The sequence below is a fragment of the Haloarchaeobius iranensis genome, from assembly GCF_900103505.1.
GTDB classification, from domain to species: domain Archaea; phylum Halobacteriota; class Halobacteria; order Halobacteriales; family Natrialbaceae; genus Haloarchaeobius; species Haloarchaeobius iranensis.
The window spans coordinates 22233-43536 of sequence record NZ_FNIA01000004.1; the positions used below are offsets into that span (position 1 = coordinate 22233).

General features: G+C 70.5%; 14 protein-coding genes. 11 read left to right on the forward strand and 3 right to left on the reverse strand.

The window, feature by feature from the left end:
* Positions 1-9 precede the first annotated feature (9 nt).
* From BLT27_RS04295 to BLT27_RS04345, 11 genes are all read left to right on the forward strand, one after another.
* Positions 10-1602, forward strand: a complete 1593-nt coding sequence (locus BLT27_RS04295; protein ID WP_089731806.1) for a hypothetical protein — start codon at positions 10-12, stop codon at positions 1600-1602.
* 158 nt (positions 1603-1760) lie between these two features.
* Complete coding sequence (locus BLT27_RS04300) at positions 1761-3269, forward strand: cell division protein FtsZ (RefSeq protein WP_089731807.1); 1509 nt, start codon at positions 1761-1763, stop codon at positions 3267-3269.
* Positions 3266-3538 (forward strand): hypothetical protein, encoded by a 273-nt coding sequence (locus BLT27_RS04305; RefSeq protein WP_089731808.1) that lies wholly within the window; start codon positions 3266-3268, stop codon positions 3536-3538. Before BLT27_RS04300 ends, BLT27_RS04305 begins: the two co-directional genes overlap by 4 nt.
* Positions 3535-4644, forward strand: coding sequence for a hypothetical protein (locus tag BLT27_RS04310; protein WP_089731809.1), 1110 nt, complete (start codon positions 3535-3537; stop codon positions 4642-4644). Before BLT27_RS04305 ends, BLT27_RS04310 begins: the two co-directional genes overlap by 4 nt.
* The gene (locus tag BLT27_RS04315; protein WP_089731810.1) at positions 4641-6767 is read left to right on the forward strand and encodes a hypothetical protein; all 2127 of its coding nucleotides are present in this window, start codon (positions 4641-4643) and stop codon (positions 6765-6767) included. Before BLT27_RS04310 ends, BLT27_RS04315 begins: the two co-directional genes overlap by 4 nt.
* Positions 6767-7966: an FtsZ/tubulin family protein gene (locus tag BLT27_RS04320; RefSeq protein WP_089731811.1), complete on the forward strand. Its 1200-nt coding sequence runs from the start codon at positions 6767-6769 to the stop codon at positions 7964-7966. Before BLT27_RS04315 ends, BLT27_RS04320 begins: the two co-directional genes overlap by 1 nt.
* A gap of 2 nt (positions 7967-7968) precedes the next feature.
* Positions 7969-11001 (forward strand): carboxypeptidase regulatory-like domain-containing protein, encoded by a 3033-nt coding sequence (locus tag BLT27_RS04325; RefSeq protein WP_089731812.1) that lies wholly within the window; start codon positions 7969-7971, stop codon positions 10999-11001.
* Positions 11002-11004: 3 nt separating this feature from the next.
* Positions 11005-12075: a hypothetical protein gene (locus BLT27_RS04330; protein WP_089731813.1), complete on the forward strand. Its 1071-nt coding sequence runs from the start codon at positions 11005-11007 to the stop codon at positions 12073-12075.
* Positions 12068-14851, forward strand: a complete 2784-nt coding sequence (locus tag BLT27_RS04335) for a COG1361 family protein (protein ID WP_089731814.1) — start codon at positions 12068-12070, stop codon at positions 14849-14851. The genes BLT27_RS04330 and BLT27_RS04335 overlap by 8 nt, the downstream gene beginning before the upstream one ends.
* 101 nt (positions 14852-14952) lie before the next feature.
* Positions 14953-15342 (forward strand): DUF7344 domain-containing protein, encoded by a 390-nt coding sequence (locus BLT27_RS04340; RefSeq protein ID WP_089731815.1) that lies wholly within the window; start codon positions 14953-14955, stop codon positions 15340-15342.
* Positions 15343-15344: 2 nt separating this feature from the next.
* Positions 15345-16055 (forward strand): DICT sensory domain-containing protein, encoded by a 711-nt coding sequence (locus BLT27_RS04345; protein WP_217639093.1) that lies wholly within the window; start codon positions 15345-15347, stop codon positions 16053-16055.
* A 6-nt stretch (positions 16056-16061) separates the two neighbouring features.
* On the opposite strand, the gene BLT27_RS04350 is transcribed toward BLT27_RS04345, so the two are convergent.
* From BLT27_RS04350 to BLT27_RS04360, 3 genes are all read right to left on the reverse strand, one after another.
* On the reverse strand, positions 16062-18908 hold the full coding sequence (locus BLT27_RS04350; RefSeq protein WP_089731817.1) for an outer membrane protein assembly factor BamB family protein: 2847 nt from the start codon (positions 18906-18908) through the stop codon (positions 16062-16064).
* Entirely contained in the window at positions 18905-20551 is a 1647-nt protein-coding gene (locus BLT27_RS04355; RefSeq protein ID WP_245707621.1) for an ATP-binding protein, read from the reverse strand. The genes BLT27_RS04350 and BLT27_RS04355 overlap by 4 nt, the downstream gene beginning before the upstream one ends.
* Positions 20552-20633: 82 nt before the next feature.
* On the reverse strand, positions 20634-21293 hold the full coding sequence (locus BLT27_RS04360; protein ID WP_089731819.1) for a hypothetical protein: 660 nt from the start codon (positions 21291-21293) through the stop codon (positions 20634-20636).
* Positions 21294-21304 lie beyond the last annotated feature (11 nt).

The window sequence follows — 21304 nt, forward strand, 5'->3', positions numbered from 1 at the left end:
GGTGACCCGATGGGTGCAGCAATCGCGGCCGACCTGACGCTACAGCAGGCCGCCCAGACCGGTCACTCGACGCTGGTCCTCGCAGCGGCAGCCGTCGGCGCGCTCGTCGTCGGCCTCGGTGCCGGTGCCCTGGGCACGCACCTGCTCGGCGGCTCCGACGGCTCCGGAGGTTCGAGCGCGGCCGTCGCACGGTTCGCCCAGCCGCTCTCGACCGAGCCGGACGCCGACGCCGTCCACGACGAACTGCAGACGCTGACGGCGGCGACCGACACCATCCTGCGGGCGGCGAGCGACACGCCCGCCGTGGACCGCCGTGACTCCCGCTCGGACGCGCTGCAGTCGCTGGCGCGGGCGCTCTCGGGTGGCGACCTCCACCTCACCGAACGGCCACCCGACACTGCGGGGGCTGGCACCGGCGGACAGGAGCGGGCCGGGGGCCTGGCGGTCGACGCCGTCGCCACCGAGCTGCGCTCTGTGTGGTCGCCGGGCTCCCGGGCCGCCCGGGACCTGCTCGACACGCTGTCGGACCCGAACGCGCGGCGCGGCGACGCCTACGACGCGCTCGACCGGGCCGTCGAGGACCTCGAGCGCGCCCACCGTGTGACGGAGGCGGCAGAGCGTGCCGGGAGCGTCCGAGGACCGGACCAGGCCCGGACGTTCGACGACAGGCTGCACGAGCTTGACGGGCCGCTGGCGTCGTCGCTCCGGCCGGTCTCCGCTCGGCTGGCCGACGCACTGACCGAACTCGACGCGGAGCGCTCCAGCCAGTCGGCCAACGCGACGGCCCTCGCCGACATCTGCGACCGGGCGGAGCGCGACACGACGGTCTCGCTCCGCGGCAGTGACACGGCTGCCCGTGGCGACGACCTCGTCGAACAGCTCGAACGCGGCGACCTGTCGTTCAGCACGGGCGAGACGGATGTCGCCGCCGTCGCGGCCACGGTCGAGTCACGGCAGTCGCCCGACAGCGCGGCGGCGGCCCGGCTGCTCGACGAACTGAAGTCGGCCGGAACGACCGACGAGGACAGCCTCCGGGCGGCGCTTCGGACCGCCACGGGGGCACTCGACGAGCACGCCGCGACGAGACAGCTCGTCGCGGGCGTCGACCGGGAGTCGGTGACCGAGCTCGCGAACGCGGTGAAGCGTGACCTCGACCCGGGCGACCCCGTCGAATCGGCGTTGCTGGAGCGTGTCGCCGACCTGCAGGGCTCGCTCGACCGCGCAGGACAGTCGGACCTCGTCCGACCGTACGTCGTCAGGCACGAGCTCTCGTTCTACCGCGACACGCTGCTCCCGACGCTCGACTCGGCCCGCTCGGATGCGACGGCCGCGGAGACGCCGTCGGGGCTGGTGGCGCGGGTCGGCGACCGCATCGAGGAGGTCGAGGAGTACTACGAGCTGCGCGACGACCACAACCACACCATCCCCAGGCACTTCGTCTCGGTGGCGCGGTCGCTCCACGACGAGGGCGAGCGGCTCTCGACGCGGGACCCCGAGCGCGCCAGGGGGACGCTGGCGGCGGCGCTCGAACTGCTCGATGCGACCGAGCAGCTGTACGAACGCAACCAGTTCTCCATCATGTTGCGTCGGCTCCGGGGGTAGGACGGGCGTGCGTGACAGCGGGTGGACCGAAGAACTATCTTTCTTCTTACAATTTTCCGAAGCGTAGATTTCCTACAAAATACGAGTGACGTGAAACTATCCTTCGGTGGCCAGTACTGTTTTATTCCAGATAGCGGAACAGATACTCGAGTGAATCAATGACGTATCTGTTCGTGGGGGCCGGACAGGCAGGGAGTGCTATCGTCGACGCCGTGTTCGAGTACACGTCCGACTCGACGCTCGGACTGTTCGGCGGCAACGACATCACAGCGCTCGCCGAACCCATGGTGTTCAATTCGACAATTCGAGACCTGCAGAACCTCTCGAACGTGGCGGAGTCGGACCAGTTCGGCATCGCCGAACAGCACGGTATCGTCGACGGGACCACCGCCGGGTTCGAGGAGCGTGTCACCGGCGGTTTCGGCCGCGACCCGAAGGAGGCCGACGAGGTGATGAGCGAACACGCGGACGAGGTCGTCGACCTCCTCCGTCGCCGGTTCGGCTCGCGGGACGGACTCGCGACCGACGGCGGCGGCCCCGGCTGGGACGAGGCGGACCGGACCGACGACTACGACGACGGCTGGGCGGAGGAGCCGGCGGATACCCGCGGCGATGGCTGGGAGGAGGAGCCGGCCGACAGCCGCGACGACGGCTGGGGCGACGAGCCGGCCGACGAGTGGGCCGAGGACACCGGCGGTGGCTGGGAGGACGGCGAGGTCGACCGGGAGGTCGAGAACATCGAGGCCGAGATGAGCGGTGAGCCACGGGACGCCACGGAGAGCGAGGAGATACAGTTCGCGTTCGTCTGCCTCGGTCTCGGCGGCGGTACCGGTTGCGGCATCGCACCCCACATCGTCGACGCCATCGACGAGTACACGGACGGCCGGGCGAGCATCGTGGCGCTGGCCATCCTCCCGAACACGATGGGGCCGATGACGAGCGGCGGCGACGACGAGGACGGCGGTGCGGGCCGACAGGCCTGGAACGCCAGGTACGGACTCGACCGACTGGAGGACAAGGTCGACGGCATCGTGCTCGTCGACAACCAGCGCATCTCGTACCAGGCGGCGGCCGAGAGCCAGTTCGCGGAGTACAACGAGTACATCGCGGCGGGCATCTACGACCTCGTCGCCGGACCGGTCCTCTCGGGCATCGACCCGAGCGACTACGCCGACATCGACACGCCCGACATCGACGTGCAGGACATCGTCACGTCGCTGTCGTTCGGCGTCGGGGGCAGCGACTCCAAGGCGGGCTACGCCGCGCTCGGGCGGGCGGCGACGATGACGCGCTCGCTCTCGGGCTATCTCGTCCCGTTCCTGGGGAAGAAGGCGATCGACAGCGCCGCTCTCGTCCGGCTCGCGACGAGCAAGCAGTCCGTCTCGGACCTGGACACCGCCGACGCCCAGAAGGCGATCGGGCTCGTTCGTGCGCCGTCGGGCTATCTCGCCGGCGGGAGCAACCGCATCGAGACCTCGACCATCCGCGAGTACCTCCAGGCACAGTGTGCGCTCCAGGAGGTGAACCTCGGCGTCGCGCTCAACGACCGCAACCTCGCGACGGTGACGACGCTGCTGACCTACGAGCGCGAGGACATCTCCCGCATCGCGGAGATCGAGGAGAAGGCCGCGGAGTACGAGGAGCGAACCGAGGCGATGGTCCAGTGAGGTCGCGTCGGTTCGCGGTCGTCGGGCTGGTGTTCGCGTGTCTGCTGACCCTCGCGGGGGTCGGAGGGACGGCCGCCGCGCAGGACGACGCGAGCGTCGCCGACGCCATCGACCGCACCGAACGCGTCGCCGAACTGGAGTCCCTCGCCGAGCAGTCGCTGCTCCAGTACCTCGGCGGTGGCGGCATCGGGCTCGGCCTCGGTATCGTCCTCGGCAGCGTGGTGGTGTACCGGATACAGAAGTCGCGGATCGACGAGACCTACGAATGAACGGACGAGCCCTCCGAACGACCCTCGTCGTGCTCTGTGCGGTCTGGCTCGTCGCCGCACCGTTCGCGGGTGGCGGGGTGGCCGCCCAGGCGGCAGCGACGGGCGACTCGGCCGACGTGGCCGTCTGCGACTCGGTCGAGTCCAGCGGGACGGTCGCGGTTGCGACGGTCCCGGGCAGCGACGAGCCACTCCGGGACGACCGCGCGCTGTACGCGGGCACGAGGCTCACGATACGCCTCTGTGACGCCGACGGCGTGGTCACGCCGTACGGGGAGAGCGGGGCCTGGTTCCTCGCAGCCTGGGACGGCTACGAGATACAGAACACGACCGACTCGAGCGTCACCATCCGACTGACCGAGGGCTACGGGCAGCTCACGGTGGCGTCGCAGGTCCGGCCGACCGGGAAGGCCGAAACCGGGCCGACGGTCACCGAACCCACGCCGAACGTCGTCCAGCCGGCGTTCGGTGATGGGACGCTGTTCGTCCCGACTGCAGACGCCGTCGGGACCTACGGCGAGCACGAGGCCAGCTACCGGACGGCGCTGAACGAGACGGCGGCGACCACCGACCGTCTCGAGTCGCTCTCGTCTGCCGTGAACGGTAGCGGCCTGACAGACACACGGGCGACGAACGCGACGGAGACGCTCCGGGCGCTCGCCGCGGCGACGAACGCGACCGACCGGACCGGCGGCGAGTACCGCTCGTACCTGTTCCGGGTGGCCGCCGAGTCGCCGACGCCGGGGGTCGCCGTCGACGCCATCGACGCCTCCCGAGAGCGCGAGGATACGGTCGAGCAGGACGCCGCCGGCGCGGTCGAGAGCTACGAGTCGGCGCTCGACGCCCGGGCGAGCGACGCCCGCTCGACGGTCAAGACGAACCTCCTCGTGGGGCTGGTCGGCGGACTGCTGGTCGGAGTCGTCCTGGGCGGGGTCGTACCCTACGTGGCGGCGTCGAGCACCGAGGGCCGCATCCGGGTCGACTCCTCCGCGGAGTACAGCCGGAAGGCGCAGTGGCTCCCGGTCGGCGTCGGCGTCCTCGTCCTGCTGGCGACGGTCGGGCTGCTGGTTGCGACGGACGGGCTTTCGATACTTACGGTGATACTATGAAAGGACAGACTCGCGCCGCGCTCGGAATCGGCGCACTGACGGTACTGTTGGCCGCGGTGGGGGCCGGACTGTTCGTGTTCGCGGGCACGCAAATCGGCGTCTACTTCGTGGTCGCTGGCATCCCGGTCGTCCTGCTGTTGGTGGCCGTCGCGTACGTCCGCGGCGTCCTCAGCGGCGAGGACAACACGGGGCAGTACGTGGAACAGCGCACGAAACAGGTCGGCGAGTCGCTGCGGGACTTCTGGCGGTCGCTCTCGACCATCGAGGAGTCCTACCCCCGGTTCGACGCGGGCACGTTGCGCTCCCGGGCGGACTCGCTCGTCTCGGACTACGAGGCACAGGGGGGCGAGTTCGACCGGAGCTCCGGCTCGTTCAGCGTCGGCAAGGGCGCATCGAGCGGCGAACTGCAGGAGCTCGAACGCATCGACGCGGAGGTGACGACGCTCGCCGCCGACCGCGACGACCAGCTGTACGACTTCGTCCGCGACGAACTCGACGCGCTGCACGGCGACTTGCTCGCGCTTGCGGACGCCGACATCGCGTCCGACCCGGTCGCGCCGCCCGAGCCCCCGACCCCGGACGAGGGGGCACCCAGCGGGCTCGCGTACTGGGAGGCCGTCGGGGAGGACCTGGCGGAGTACCGGACCGAGGCCGACGCGACCGTCGACGAGGCCATCGCTCGCGTCCGGGACATCCAGCGGAACGCGACCGACACCTACGACGAGGCCGCCGTCGACCGACACCTCGAGGACGCCGAGGCGGACCGCCGCGACGGCGAGTACGGCCACGCAGTCGACGCGGTCCTCGAGGCCCGGGCTACCCTCGAGAGCGAGCTCTCGGGCTCGTTCGACAAGGACCGCGAGGACCTCGACGCGTTCGTCGACACCATCCTCGACTCCGGGGCCGAGCAGTACGTCGACGCCGAGCTGTTCGACCAGGTGCGGTCGGTCCAGCGCGAGCTCGACGCGCTCGACTCGGCGCTCGACGTCGGCTCCCTGAGCGAGCATCGACAGACCGTCAGGACGGCGGCCCTCGACATCGTCTCGGCCCTCCAGCGCGAGGTCGACCGTCACGTGGAGCGCCTCGCGGGCGAGGACCTGCCCGCAGGCTACTACAGCCGTCCGGCCGTCGCCGACGAGGACCACGGCGACGAACTGCGCGCAATCGGCCCCGTCCGCGAGCTCGACCGCGAGTGGGCGAGCGTTGTGGCCGACCTCGTCGACGCCGTCGGCACGGTGAAGACCAAGGCCACGGTCGTCGAGGCGTACGGCGACGTCAGCGAGACCATCGAACAGGAGCTCCGGCGGAACGGCAGCGTCACCGCGGACGACCTCCCGGTGCGAAACGCCGGCCAGTTCTTCGGGCTCTACTTCCGTCGCAACCCCGACGTGGAGTTCGACCCCGACGAACCCGCGCTCCACCGCGGTGACGTTGAGACGTACACCGTCGACGTGACCGTCTCCTACGACGAGGGCAGCGAGGCCAAGCGGCGAGCGACGGTGATGCTCGACGGCGGCGAGTACGACGGCCGCGAGGTCGTCGAGACCCACCTCGTCGGCACCGCCACGTTCGCCGACGTGCCCTTCGGTGAGTACGACCTCGTCGTCGCGCCCGGCGAGGACGACTACGGTCGCGTCGAACGGAGCGTCACCGTCGAGGGCGACAGCGACCTCTCGGTCGACCTCGAACCCGTCACGCTGGTCGAGCAGCTCGTCGGCGACCGCCGGGACGAGATCGCAGAGCACGTCACCGAGTTCGGGCCGCGGCTCCGCGACCGCTTCGACGAGGAGGGCTATCTCAGCACGGAGATGGCGTTCCCCATCACCGACGACTTCGTGCCCGGCCTGCTCGCCGAGTGGGCCGACCGGGAGGGGTACACCGTCACCCGCACCGACGACGGCACCGTCATCGTCTACGACGACTCGCAGCTCTCCCAGGAGATCATGAACGTCATCCAGTACAACCTCGACGAGGGGGATCGACTCAGTTACGAACGCATCCGGTCGCAGTACCTGTCGGTGCCGGTCCCGAACCCCGTCATCGAGGAGCTCGCCGCGTCGACCGGCCTGTCGGTGGAGACGACGCCGGACAGCCTGCTGAAGCCCGCCGGAGGTGAGGCCTGATGTCGCGCGGCCAGTTCACGCGGTGGGCCGTCATCGCCTCCGGCGAGGGCGGCGGTCGCATCGCCTCGCAGTTCTTCAACCGGGCGGAGAACCCCGGCATCGAGGACCGCATCCTCGTGATGAACACGAACCGGAACGACATCCGGAACACCATCGACCGCATCGACGCGAGCATCACCGACACCGGCGACATCGGGGAGAACCACGCGCTCGAGTTCGGCGACAAGCAGGGCGCGGGGAACTCCTACTACTACGGTCGGCAGGCCGCAGAGCAGGACCTCGACCGCATCACGAGCCACATCAAGCAGACGTTCACCACGGCGGACGCGTTCCTCTACGTCGCCACGCTCGGCGGCGGAACCGGCAACGGCTCCATCCCGTTCGTCGTCGACCAGTTCAAGCAGGGGCTCACCGTCAGCGAGAGCGAGCCCTGGATGGACAGCGTCATCCACGTCGCGATGGCGGTCTGGCCGTACTACTGGGAGCCCGACCAGCGGCACTTCAACGCGGTGTCCGGGCTCTCCCGCCTCCTCAGGAACCGCGACGGCGGGCAGAACGCCGACATGGTGATGCTCGCGGCGAACTCGCACCTCGACGCCGAGAACGGGAGCGACTACGACCGCGTGAACGAACTCATCATCGAGGCGGTCGACCTGATGATCGGTGCGGGCCGGGAGACCCACGGCGTCATCGACGTCGAGGACCTGGTGACCATCCCGCGCCAGTACGGCTCCTACCACTTCACGCCGGCCGTCGCCACGGAGATGAACGGCGACATCTACGAGCTGGAGTACATGTTCGACAAGGCGGCGGAGAACCCGTTCGTCCCGTTGGACGTCGCCACCTCCCAGATCGTCTTCCCGGTCGTCCGCGCGCCGGAGAGCATGATCGACAACGGCGACATCACCGAGCCGGAGGTGTACCAGGCGTTCAACCAGTGGCAGAACAAGCACGACCTCAGCGTCGCCGGGCAGGCGAGCCTGACGCCCAAACGCGGTCGCGGGTCGGACGTCGACGTGCTCCTCCTGTTGGGCGGGTTCGACCTGAGCCCGCTGTTGAACCACTCGATGGAGCAGTACGAGCAGGTCCGGGACAACCTGGCCCGCGGGAACACCGCGGGGGCGGAGGGACTGACCGAGCGCGAGGTGCAGGCGGTGCTCGACAACCTCGCCGACTATCGCGACCAGAACGAGGGGTAGTCATGTCGTGGGGAACTCGCGCGACGGCACTGCTCGCACTCGCGGTCCTCGTCGCCACGGTGGCCGGCGTCGGGGCGGCAGCGACGGCAGCGGACGGCACGACCGCCGCGGAGGCGTCGGTCTCCGTCGAACGGACGGGCCCGGAGACGCTCGACGTGACCGTCGAGTTCGAGAACGGCACGGAGAACCTCTCGACGGTCACGCTCGCTATCGCGGGCGCTGACGGCACCGCCGAGGCGAACGTGAGCGAGACCGCCGACGGGGACTGGGAGGCCGAACTCGGGGTCACAGACCTCGTCAGCGCGTCCGAGACCGCCCCGCTCGGCGGCGCGACGGTCGAGGTCAGCGCCGATAACGCGACGCTCGGCGAGGACACGGCCGACCTCCGGTACGCCTCCCTGGACGGGACGGCGGCGCGGTTCGAGGACGGCGCGGTCCACCTCACGCCCGTCGACGTTCGCGGCTTCGCCACCACCGCACCCGTCCCGGTGAGCGTCGGTGACGCGACGGTGAACGCGAGCTACGATGCCGAGGCCGGCGCGCTGGTGCTCGACGCCGACGCGCTCGGGGGCCTCGACCGGGCCTCACTGTTCGAGGACCGGCAGCTCCGCGTCGCGCCCGACGAGGGCGTGACGGCGACGCCGACCTCGGTGAACCTGCGTGCCGCCGCCGAGGCGGCCAGCGAACTCGTCGCGAGCGGCGACGGCGTCGCCATCTCAAACCCGCTCCTGTCGGTGCTCGACGCGGGGACGTACCACCTCGAGCTGACGACCGAGTCGCCCGACGGGCAGTTCGCCGGCCCGGTCGAACCGACCGACGCCGGCGTCGAACTCCCCCGGGCCGCACTCGCCGCGAACGTCACCGCGACGCTCTCGGTGGGTGACGCCGACGGTCCGCGGCTCCTCGACTCGTGGACGAGCCGGTACGCGAGCGAGTCCGTGGACGTGTACGTGAACGGGAGTCGCTTCGAGACGACGGTCGACGACGTGACCGAAGTGTTCGTCGCAACCGGTGACGACGTCACCAGCCTCGCGGTCAGCACCGAGAACGGCACCTACATGACGAACGGGACCCTGCCCGTCGACAGGCCGGTCCTGCTCGTCGCCGGCAACGACACCGTCTCCGGTCACACGGTCGAAGGACAGTTCGGGGCCGGCACCGGACAAGACGAGGAGCAGGGGCAGGAGGGGACCGCCAGCGAAGCGCCCGCCACGACCAATGGCCAAGGGGCGACGAACACGACGAACTCGTCGGCCGGTGGTATCGACATCGCGGGGCTGCAGTACAACGTCCTGACCATCCTCACGCTCGTCGGGGCACCGGTGTTGTTCGGAATACTGGTCGCGCTTCTCGTTCATTTCCTCATTGGGCCGACGGGCGTGTATCCGAAGACGCTCCGGGCGGGAACGTTCCTCATCGTCGCGGGCGGATTGCTGGGGGTGGTCGTAGATATCGGACTCGGTGCCTTCCTCCTGCAGCCACCGACGTACATCGATTACTGGCAGCCGGCACTGGTGGGCTGGGTGTTCGGAGCGGCCGCCTGCTGGGTACCGGCGTACGGGCTCGCGACCAGCGGAGCCGGCGCGGGTGGCGGTACCACGACGACCCCGGACCCGGTCGACGTGACGGTCACGCTCGTCGACGGCAACGGGCACCGCATCCGGGAGGGAGCGAACGTCGTCGCCAAGCCGACCCGGGGAACCGGCTCGAAGACCACGAAGGCGACCGAGTCCGGCAAGGTCGACCTGTCGCTGCTCCCCGGCGGCTGGCAGCTCACCGCGGCGGTCGGCACCCAGCAGCAGACCGACCGGCTCGAGGTCGAGGACGGGAGGCAGACCGGCGAGCAGGCGCAGCTTGCCTTCCCGCGACCGGGGGTGACGGTGACGATAACCGACAAGCAGGACGGGGAGCCGATTCCCGGCGCCCGCGTCACGGTCGAACCGGACGAGGGCGACACGAAGACGGACGACACCGGCCGGAACGGTCGCGCCGGCGTCACCCTGCCGTACGCCGCGTCCAGCGCGACGGTGCACGTCGACCACCCGAAGTACCACGCCGCGAGCAACGACCGCACGCTGGCGGACGACGGCCCGCTCGAACTGAACGTCGGGCTGGGCCGGCAGACGGGGCGGCTGTCGGTGACCGCGGAGGTCGACGGCGTCGCGACCGAGGGACTGCCGGTCTCCATCGGTCCCGCCGGCGACGACCGCTACCGCGTCGACGAGCGGCAGGGGTCGCGCCGGACGGACGAGCGCGGTCGGGTCAGAGCCTCCGACGTGTTCGTGGGCGACTACGTCGTCGGGCTGGACGTGGCCGGCTCGCAGTCGGACCTGTTCCGGACCCGGTCGACGGAGGTCGCAGTCCGCGAGGACGAGCCGACGAAGGTCACCGTCCAGGCGTCGTTCGAGTGGACGGTGCCACAGGCGACGCGGGACCGCATCCGCCGGCTCAGGCGCGAGGTCGACGGCCTCTCCGAGCAGTCGGGGCGGGACACGGCGTTCCCCGGCTACTACGGGAGCGTCGTCGACCGTCTGCTCGACCTGGTCGAGGGGCTCCCGCAGTACGGCCACCTGTTCGCGACCGGTGAACACCGACCCGACGACGTGGCCGACGCGCTGCTCGACGCGGCCGAGGACGGCATCTCGCGGGTGAACACGGCGATGACCACGAAGCGCAACGTCGACATGTTCGCCGCGTGCGCCGACATGCCCAGCGTCGACCCCCGGTGGGACGGCGACGAACTCACCCACGAGACGTACTTCGACTACGTCGATGCGGACGTCGACAGCGACCTGACGGGGCGGATCGAGCGGACCCGGGCGCGCATCGACGACGAACGGGCGGACCTGACCGAGGTGGAGCCGACGACCGAGATGTGGGAGCACGCCAGGGAGCTGTTCCAGGAGACGAGACGCGAGCGCGAACCGCTCGCGAAGGCGGCCCGTGCACTCCTCGTCGCCGGGCTGCTGGACGCGGTCGAGCACAGCTTCGACCGGCGAGAGCTGCGGGAACGGATGAAGCGGACGGTGTTCTGATAGATGGATGGACTGAAACTCCTCGTCGGGCTGGTCGTGTTGGCGTCCGTGACCGCGTCGCCGGCTGTCGCCGCGAGCGCTGGTGGGACACCCGGCGCATCGGCGACGACCGGTGACGCGGCCGTGACGACGACCCAACAGCCCGACACGACGGTCGGACAGGCACGGAGTGACCAGCCGCCGGAGACGGCCGACGAGTACCTCGCGGCGTTCAACGAGCTGTCGGGGACGCCGGCGTTCGAGCAGTACACCGAGTTCGAGACCATCCGGTCGCTCGCGGTCTCGAAGCTCCAGGTCGTCGAGTTCGACGACGAGACGGAGCGCGAGATGGCGACCGTACTGACGCTGCTCCGGTCGTTCAACGAGAGCTACACCGCGGCCGAGAACGGCTCCGTCCAGGCGAGCCTGGAGGCCGCGAACGGGACCGCACAGCAGGTGCAGGCGCTCGAGGAGCAGGGGCTCACGTACGCGCCGCTGGCCGACCTCGCGCTCAGCCGGTTCTACGAGAACCAGGGGGACGCACTGCTCCAGTCGGCATCGGCCGTGACGGCGACGCCCGAGAAGCTCCGGTTGCTCGAGCAGGCAGCGACGGCATTCCGTGCGGCCGGTGCCTCCCAGAAGTTCTCGCAGGTGAACCTGCGGGTCGAGGAGCTGCGCAACCAGTACGAGCGCGACGTGGCGCGGATGAACACCGCCGAGCAGCGCGCGACCAGCTTCCTCGAGAGCTGCTCGTCCTGTGACGGCGTGAGCGCGGTGGCGAGCGGCGAACTGTTCGGGACGTTCGCGCTGTATCTGGAGTCGGGCGGCACGCTCGCGGATGTCCGCGACGCCGAAGAGCGCGCGACCGAGAACGCGCTCTCGGACCGGCAGAGTCAGCTTGCCGGTCTGCGAAGTGATATCTCGTCGGCGCGGACGACGCTCGCACTCGCCAGCACCGCGTTGCTGGTCGGGTACGGCGCACTCGTCGCGCTGTTCGCGATGCTGGTGACCCACCGGCTCGTCGTCTGGCGGCGGACGGTCGACGCGGCGAACGTCGGCGACATCGTGGTCCTCCAGGGTGGTCACGATGCGTAGGACCGCCGGAACCGCGGTCGTGCTCGTCGTGCTGCTACTCGCCGGCGCTGCGGTCGCAGTGCCGGCGACGGCTGGCCACGCCGCACCCGCGGGGACCGGCGAGACGGTACTGGGCGACGAGCGCCAGTCGGCCGACGGGGCGACCGTCGTGCCACAGACGGCGCAGCTCGACCTCCAGCGGGCGTTCCCGGGTGAGACCGACACCGACATCGCGTCCATCGAGTTCACGGCCAGCAGCAACACGACCGTCACCGCGCCGCAGGAACGCACCGACGGCGAGGTGACGTTCGAGTTCGACCGCTGGTCGGGTGACGGCGACGCCGGGTCCAGCAACACGTTCGACGTGGTCCAGGGCGAGACGTACGAGGTCGAGTACGAGGCGACCGGGGCCTCGCAGGGGGACGCCGGCTACGACACGACGCGCTCCGTCTACATCTCGCGCAGTGGCGGCATGAGCGGGACGCTCGAAGCGAACGTCGAGTACGTCGAGCCCGCGTTCGGCGCCACCGACGCCGGGTCGACGGAGGAGGTCCGGTTCGAGGGGGCGAGCGAGCAGACGCTGAGCGTCACCGTCGAGTTCCGGAACAGCGGGGCCGGCGACATGGACCTCCAGTCGACCTCGGCGTCGGCCGGCGCGGACATCACGGCCTCGACCGCCAGCGCACCGAACCGCGTCGACGCCGGCGAGACCGAGGCCGTCACCGTCGACATCACCGTCGACGAGGCGGCCCGCGAGGGAGTCCACTCCATCGACCTCACCCTCGAGGACAGCCTGGGCAACGTCGAGACGGTCAGGTTCGACATCGACGTGGTGAAGGCGACCTCGGTCGAGTCGGACGAGCCCGTCGTCGACATCGGGGACGTGCTCGTCGGGACAAGCGAGAGCGTCCCGGTGACCATCACCGAGCAAACCGGGTACGACAGCGTCGACGTGTCGGTGAGCGACCCGAGCGGCGTCAACCGGAACGCAACCGCCTCGGTCTCCGGACTGGCCGGCAGGCTCGGGGCCGGCGACAGCAGGACCGGCACCGCGACGGTCGCCATCGACGGCGGCGCCGTCCAGCACGCCGAGAAGACCTGGACGGTCCGGCTAGACACGGACGACCCGGACGCCGAACGGGAGTCGTTCCGCATCGACGCCCGCGTCATCTACCCGGCGATGTTCGGCGACTCGACCGGCACCGGGGCCTCGTACACGTTCGACGAGCCGCGTGGCGAGTCGACGTTCACGCGCGAGGTCACGGCGACCGTCGAGAACGCGGGCGACCTGCCGCTGGCCATCGAGGACGTCAGCGTTGGCTCCCCCACCTTCGACGACGACTACGTCAGCGCCGAGATGACGCGCGGCTCGAACAGCATCCCGGGACAGGACAGTCGTGACTACGTCCTCGACGTGGCCCTCGACGGCGAGGTGCCCGAGGGCGAGCACACGCTGAACCTCCGGTTCACGTCCAGCAACGCCTCCGCGGGTACCCAGACCGTCGAGGTGCCGCTCACCGTCGAGCACGAGACCGAGCTGGGCGTCGATTCCGAGCGCGTCGAGTTCGGCCAGCTGGAGATCTCCCGGACCGACACCGGGACGGTGACGGTTTCCGAGGTGCTCGGCTACAACGCCATCGAGAACCTCGAACTCCGGCGCGTCGACGGCCCCGACGAGGGGTGGCTCACGGTCCAGCGCGACGTGCCGGAGCAACTCGCCGCCGGCTCCGAGAGTCAGACCGTCTTCAGTCTGCAGTTCGACACCGACGCCGAGGTACTGACCCCCTACGAGTGGACGTTCCGGGTCGACGGCGACGACGTCGAACCACGGACCATCACCGTGACCGCCGAGCCGGGCATCATCGAGGGCGAGGAGACCCACGAGCGGCTCCAGTCGTTCGAGGACCACACCGACCTCGGCGAGTCGGCCGGCTCGATGGACGAGATGCTGACCCGGCTGGAGGAGAAGATCGAGGACGGCGACCTCGAATCCGGCCAGGACATCTCCCGCGGGTTCACCGCAGCCCAGACGTTCGTCGAGTACCTCGACGCGGCCGAACGCGTCCAGGAGGTCCGCGAGTCGGAGGGGAACGATGCGGCCCAGGACGAGCTGGTCCGGGCGGCCTCGACGTACAACACCGTCGCACTGTACGTCTCCGAGCTCGAGGACCCGGAGCTCCGCGAGCTCGGCCAGCAGGCACTCGAAGAGGGCAACGCCGTGCTGGACGACGAGATCGCGACCCAGCGGTCGTACTACGAGGAGCGCATCGCGAGCGAGGAGACCTCCCTGCTGGAGGAGGCGATGTTCAAGCGCAGCCTCGCCCGCATCGCCGTCCTCGAGGGTGAGGACGAGCGCGCGACGCAGCTGCAGACCGAGGCCGACGCCGCGTTCGAAGCCTACTCGACGAACGTGAGCCGGGGGCAGGACAGCCTCCAGGAGGCCCGGTCCGCCAGGGAGAACCTCAGTGGGTCGACGTTGACCTCGGTCGGGGGGACGCCACTGCTGTTGAACCCGGCGAACCTCGGGCCGTTCGACGACCGGCGCGCGCACATCGAGTCGCAGTACGACGGCGCCATCGAGCACTTCGAGGCGGTCGGCGAGCAGGAGACAGCCGACTCCATCCGCGCCGAGCGCGACCAGCGGCTCTCGGCGCTCTCGACCGCTCGCACCGCGATGTTCGTCGTCACCGCGGGCTACGTGCTCGCGTTCCTCGCGCTGGTGCTCCACCTGATTCGGGGCACGCTGGCGTACGTCTCGGACGCCAACGAGGCCGTCAGCGGCGAGTTCCTGGTCTGAACCACTGGAACTCGCCCGAACGCCGCGCCGTCGCGACAGCGATGAGCCCCGAAGCACCCGGAACAACGCTTATCGTTTTTCATGAACAATCTCGAAGGACGATGCCCCGGGACCGCTCGGATGCCCGTGCTGACGACGCCGGCGGTGAGACCACCGCGGCCGGTCTCGCCGACGACCAGCTCTACCGTGGGCTCGCGGCGACCGAACGACGCCGCGTCCTCTACGCCCTGCTGACGGTCGGCCCAGCGACCGCCCAGCAGCTGGCGACGGTCCTCGCCGGATGGCAGGCCGGCGACAGCGGCCGGTTGGTGACGGCGGAGCAGCGCGAGGAGCTGCTGACCGAACTCGTCCACGTCCACCTCCCGCTCCTGGATGAGACCGGCCTGGTGGTCCGCGAACGACCGTCGAGCGACATCGAGATCGGGCCGCTCGACCCGCGCGTCAGGCAGCTCGTCCGCGACAGCATCGCCGCCGAGGCGGCGGAGGAGTGAGGATGCTCGACCGGATACTCGAGCGTCTCACGCGGAGCGACAGGCAGTTCACGGTGTACGGTCGGGACGGGGGGACCGACATCGAGGAGCAGTTCGCGGCGCACTCGGTGACCGTGGACTGCCGACAGCTCCCGCCGGACGGCCCGGACCCCTTCGTGGTCGTCGAGGAGGCCGGCGAGTTCGTGGGTGTCCTCCCCGTCACCGAGCTGGAGTGGCTGCTGACGCCGCCGGTCGTCCGGCCGACCTCCCCGGCGGCGGTCTCCCCGGGCTACCGCGTCCTGTTCGAGGTGCTCGACGAGACGGTGTTCACCGCGTTGAACCGTCGCCAGCTCGACGCGGTGAGCAAGGAGATAGAGGACCGCGCTCGTCGCGTGGGGAGCGGCCGGCTCCGGGCCAGCTTCCAGCAGCTCTCCACGTTCGCCGACCAGGTCGAGTGGTACTGGACGCTCGGGGAGGCCGGGCTGGACATCCACGTCTACGGTGCACCGGACTGGGAGCCGCCGGCGATACCCGGAGTGACGTACCACGGCTACGGCGACGGGTCAGTCGAACGCTACTGGGTCCTCACGTTCGACGGCGGGTCGGACCCGTCGCAGGCGTGTGGGTTGGCCGCGCGAGCGGACGCCGACTCGTTCGACGGGTTCTGGACCGACGACGCGGAACTCGTCGAGGAGATCGAGCACGCGCTGCGGGCCGAAGCCGGCGTCGACTGACACCGTTCAGTCGGTCTGTTCGAACGGCGTCGAGAGGTGGACGGGCACGGACAGCTCCTCCTCCGGCTCGTCGTCCTCCCAGGTCGCCGTCCACCCCTCGAGATGCGACCGGGACCACTCCTCCGGCGTGGCCGCGACCGGGCCATCGAGTGCGAGCCGGTCCGTCTCCCCGTCGCAGGTGACCAGCAGGTCGACCGCCAGCTCGCGGTCGCTCTCGGCGGGTTTCACGTCGACGAAGTGCTCGACCGTCTCGCCGGGCTGGAGCGACTGGACGGTCTCCTCGACGTAGATCATCTCGTTCAGTCGCTCGCCGGTGGCCGCGAGCTGGAGCTCCTGGATTGGCTCCTCGGAGACGTTCCGCAGGTTGCAGACGACCTTGCTGTAGGTGTCGGCGACGTGGGTCTCGCGACCGACGCCGGGGTCGAGCCGGTTCGCGACGGCGGTCCCAGGCCCGGCGTCGCGTTCGACGGTCGCGAGCGACTGGAACCGCCTGTCACCGCCGTACTCGACGGTGAGTGGCACCACCGCGTCGGTGTCGGAGAGCTCCGTCTCGGGTGCCGGAACGCTGCCCGACCAGCGGACGGTCTCGCCGGGGGCGAGCCCCTCGCCGTGGGGGTCGATATCCCAGGCACCGACCCAGGTCACGTCGACCCCTTCGACGGAGAGGTAGTCGTCGGTGCGGTTCTCGACGGTGCCGCGGACACGGACCGTCGGCCCGCTCGCGTCCACGCTCGCCCGGACGACGAGTGGGCCGTCGCGAACGTCGACGTCCATCGCGCCGGTCTCCGCGAGGTGACCGCCGTCCGCCGTCGCGGCGACGGGGGGGAGCTGGCTCCGGCCACGGCGAGCGAGCGCGTGGGCCCGCTGATAGCGGCGTTCCTCGCCCCGGTCGAAGGACCCGAGCCGGAACTGCTCGCCGTCTGCCACGAGCGTGAGGTCGTCGGTCTGCCCCTCGGTGTCGACAGCGAGGTACTCCAGGAACGCCTCCGTCGCGGCCGGCTCGTCGTCGGCCACGGCGCGACGGAGTGACACGGCCGGGGGAGCGCTGCCCCCCGGCGTGTCTCCCCGGCCCGCCTGCCGGCCGCCGCCGGGCTGTCTTGCCTGACCACCTCGCCCGCCGGCAGGCTGCCCGCGGTCCGCCCCCGTCGGAGCCTCGGCCCGCTGGTCGCGGCCACCGGGGGCAGCCCCCGCCGCGAAACTGTTGTCGAGAGTGAGGTCGTGCGTGTCCTCGACGCCGGCGCCGTCGAGCCGGACCCGGAGCACGTTCCCGTCGAGCCCGGCGGCGACGGCCCCCGGAAGGGCGACCGACAGCGTCCACGTCGCCCCCGGCGCGACGTCGACGGCGCGTTCGACCGGGCCGGCGTCTCCGACGCCCAGCAGGACGAGCGAGTCCGCGACCTTCGTCTCGGTCGGGTTCTCCACGGTCACGTCGACGAACAGGAACGACCCCTCGACCGTCGGCTCGACCGACACCGTCACCGAGCCGTCGGTCGCGCTCGTCGACGCGGTCGCGACCGTCGCCCCGGCGTCGTCCACGACCGTCCGCTCGACGGACTCGCCAGGGGTGTACCGCTCTGTCACCTCGACACGGCTCGTCTCTCCCGGGGCGACCGCGCCCACGTGGAGGTCGTCCTCGCGGACCCGGAGCTCCTGGAGCACCTCGCCCTCGTTGTGGACGAACAGCGTCGCGTGGACCGTCGCGCCCTCGACGCGGTCGACGGTCAGCTCGGCCGCGACGGACTCCTCGGGCGGGTCCGGCCGGTCGATGGCTATCGACTCGCTCGCCAGCGCCACGCCGTCAGCGGAGACGCTGACCTCGGCGGTCTCCCCGTCCTCGACGTCGGTCACTTCGAACTCCGCCGCCGTGCTACCGCCAGCCGGCAGGTCGACCGTCGTGCTCCGACGCGCCGTCGTCGCCCCCTCGACCGCGATTGTCACCGTCGTGCTCCCCGCCGTCTCGGCCTCGTTCGTCAGTTCGACGACGAGCGGCTCGCCCGGGCCGATCGCGTCGACCGGGAGCGTCGCGGTCACCGCGTCCACGTCGGCGCTCCGGCGATGGACCGAGAGCGTGTCCTCGCGGTAGACGCAGACGAGGTCGCCGTTCCGGGCCGGGTACACCGACCCCGCCGGCAGGCCGTCGACGGACTCGTAGGTCCCGTCGGGCTGCACCGCGAGCAGGCCGTCTGCGGTCCGCACGAGCAGCGTCTCGTCGCCACGTGGCGTGACCTGTGTGGGACGTATCTCCGTGCGCCAGTCAACCGACCCGGACGTGGGGTCAACCCCCACGAGCTGGTCGGACTTCAGCGCGGCGACGACCGTTCCACCGGTGCCGCCGACGCCCGTGAGTGCGCTGCCCAGGTCCGCGTCGAACACCTGCTCCCCCTCGGCGTCGACCCCGGTGACGAACGACCACGCACCGAGCAGGAAGCGTCCGTCGGCGGCGACGAACGACACGTCACCGGCCACGTCAGCGTACGGTCTGTCCACCGTCCAGCGGCGGGAGCCGCTCTCGCCGTCCACGCCGACGAGGCTCCGTTCCGTGAGCACGCAGACGACGCCCTCGTCCGGGAGCGCTGCGACGCCCTCGACGCCCTCGGCCCCGAGGTCGAGCGACCAGACGCGGGAGCCGCTTCCCCCCGGAGAGAGCGCGAGCAGCGCGTCGGCGGTCAGCACGTAGACGCGCTCGCCCAGCGCGACGTCGACCGGCTCGGCATCGACAGGGAGCGTCGTCCGGTCGGTGCCCCGGACGTAGGTCAGGTCACCGTCGCCGACGAGGGCGACGTCGTCGACACCGCCGTCGCTGGCCGTGACCGACGGCAGCTCGAACGCCGCGACTTCGGCGTAGCCGCTCACACTGCATCGCCTCCGGCGCCGTCGCCCGTCGCTCCGTCGCCCGCCGGTCCGTCAGCCGCCGCGTCGCCGGCACCGCCGTCCGGCGCGGCGTCACCGTTCTGGCCGCCCTCGCCCGCCGCACCGTCGTCCCCGACGGCGTCACCGCCGCCCGCACCGAGCAGGGATTCGAGCGCGCTCGGCTCGGTTCCGAGGCGCATCCCCAGCCGGTCGGCCTGTGCCTCGACGTAGCGCTGCATCTCCGGGTAGCCCTCCAGGTCGTCCGTCTTCTCGCGGACGCTGGCGACGTACTGCCGGACCGTCTTCGGCTCCGAGGCCGCGAGCTTCTCGAGCAGGTAGTCGGTGTCGGGGACGATGGGGTCGCCGTCGATGACGCTCTCGACCAGCTCGCGCTGGAACTCGCTGCCGAGGATGCGGTCGGCGACCTCGGCCGGCGTGTAGCCGACCGACGCCTCGCCGAGGCGCTCGTAGTCGATCTCGTTCGCGGTCGACAGCGAGTCGAGCTGCTTGCGCCAGACCTCCGCCATCACCGTCTCGTCCGGCTGCGGGATGAACTGCTGGATGGGAAACCGCCGGGTCGCCGCCGGGTCGATGGTGAAGGGCATGTTCGTCGCGCCGATGACGAGCAGGTTGTCCTCGACGTCGTTCATCTCCTGGAGGAACGCGTTCGTCAGCGAGCGCTCGTGGCGCTGGAGCGAGTCGTCGCCGCGGTCGGGGATGAGCGTCTCCACCTCGTCGAAGAAGAGCACGCAGAAACCCTCCTGTGCGATGCCGTGGGCCTTCTCGAACACCGCCGAGACGCGCTTCTCGGACTCGCCGGAGTACTTCGAGAGGATGTCCGAGCCACGTACCTCGAGGAACTTCACCGGCCCGTAGTTGTCCTCGATGCTCGTGTTGTACATCGCCTCGTGTGCGATGGCCTCCGAGACGAGCGTCTTCCCACAGCCCGGCGGCCCGTACAGCATCATCGAGCTGCCCCGTGACGCGAACGCCTGCCCGTAGCGACGCTCGACCTCGTTCCGCGTCTCGGCGTCGAACAGCGCGAGCAGCATCCGGGCCGTCTGCTTGACCTCCGGCAGCCCGGCCACGTCCTCCTCGAAGGAGACCGTCGGCTTCTTCGGTTCGAGGTTCACCTCGACGGCCTCGTCCTCGGCGACCTGCTGGCCGCCACCGGGGCCGCCGCCGTGGGTCGGGCCACCCCCACCGCGCGACCGGCTCGACTCCGTCGCCTTCAGCTCGCGGAGTTCGCCGGCCCCGATGAACTCGATGTCGGTGTCGGCGGTCACCCGGACCGTCGTGTAGCCGGCCGGCTCGACCGTCGCCGCGGTGAACGTCGCCAGGCTGTCCCCCTGCTTGACGACCTCCTCGAAGGGATGCAGGAGGTAGTTCGTCGAGCGCAGGAACGACTCCAGCTTCTCCGGGCCGTTGCCGCCGGCGTGTATCTTCACGGCGTCGCACTCGACCACGTCGTGGACCGATGCGTTCGGGTCCACCCGGAAGTCCCGCGAGGAGTCGATGCCGCCGAACAGCTCGGCGACGTTCCGGTGCATCCGAACTTTGTTCCCGATGGTCTCGCCTGCGAGCGGGCCGTCGTCGACCGGCTTCACGAGGAAATGTGCCGACCGGTTCTTGTGGCGGATCTCCACCACGTCGCTCGCGTTCCCGAGCTTCGATTCGCCTATCTTTACGTGTGAGGTCGGCTGGTCCTGTCGAAGTATCGGCGTCAGATTAAGCATTGTCTCCTCCGTTCAGTCGCCCGCCCGCCCACTCCGCGAAGGAGAGCGGCCGGGCACTCCGTCGGTCCGTTCGACGCCCGACGAACGCCGCGCCCGAGCTCGCCCGGACGAGCACGTCTCGCAGCGACGCGAGCATCCGCGAGAGGCTCTCGCAGGCGGCCTGCGCGTCCGAAGCGTCCACCGCACGACTCCGGCGCGCCAGCGTCTCCGCCCGCGCCAGCAGGTCCTCGGTCACCACCCGCAGCACCGCGAGCGTCGGTCCCCAGTTCCGGGCTGGCGGGCCGCTGTGCGCGAGCGGGACGACCAGTTCGCCGGCGTGGCGCTCGACCCGCCCTGCGTCGACGAGTGCGTCGACGAGTGCGTCGACGGCTTCATCCCTCGTCGACGCCGGGTCGGCGTAGCGCGCCTCGAGCACCCTCGTCAGCGCGTCGTCGAGGCCGTCGCCGGCCCGCCCCACCTGCGAGGGGAACGGCGCAGCGGCGACGAACGCCTCGCCCAACTCGGCCAGCGCGTCCGTCGCCTCGTCCGCGGTCCGGTACACCGACACGTCGTCGTAGGTCGTGGCCCCCAGCAACGTCTCCATCCGCTCGTCCACCCGTCTGAGCGTCCCGAAGAACGATTCAGCTCGGAGCACGGTCGACGTGGTCGACACGAGTCGTCCCC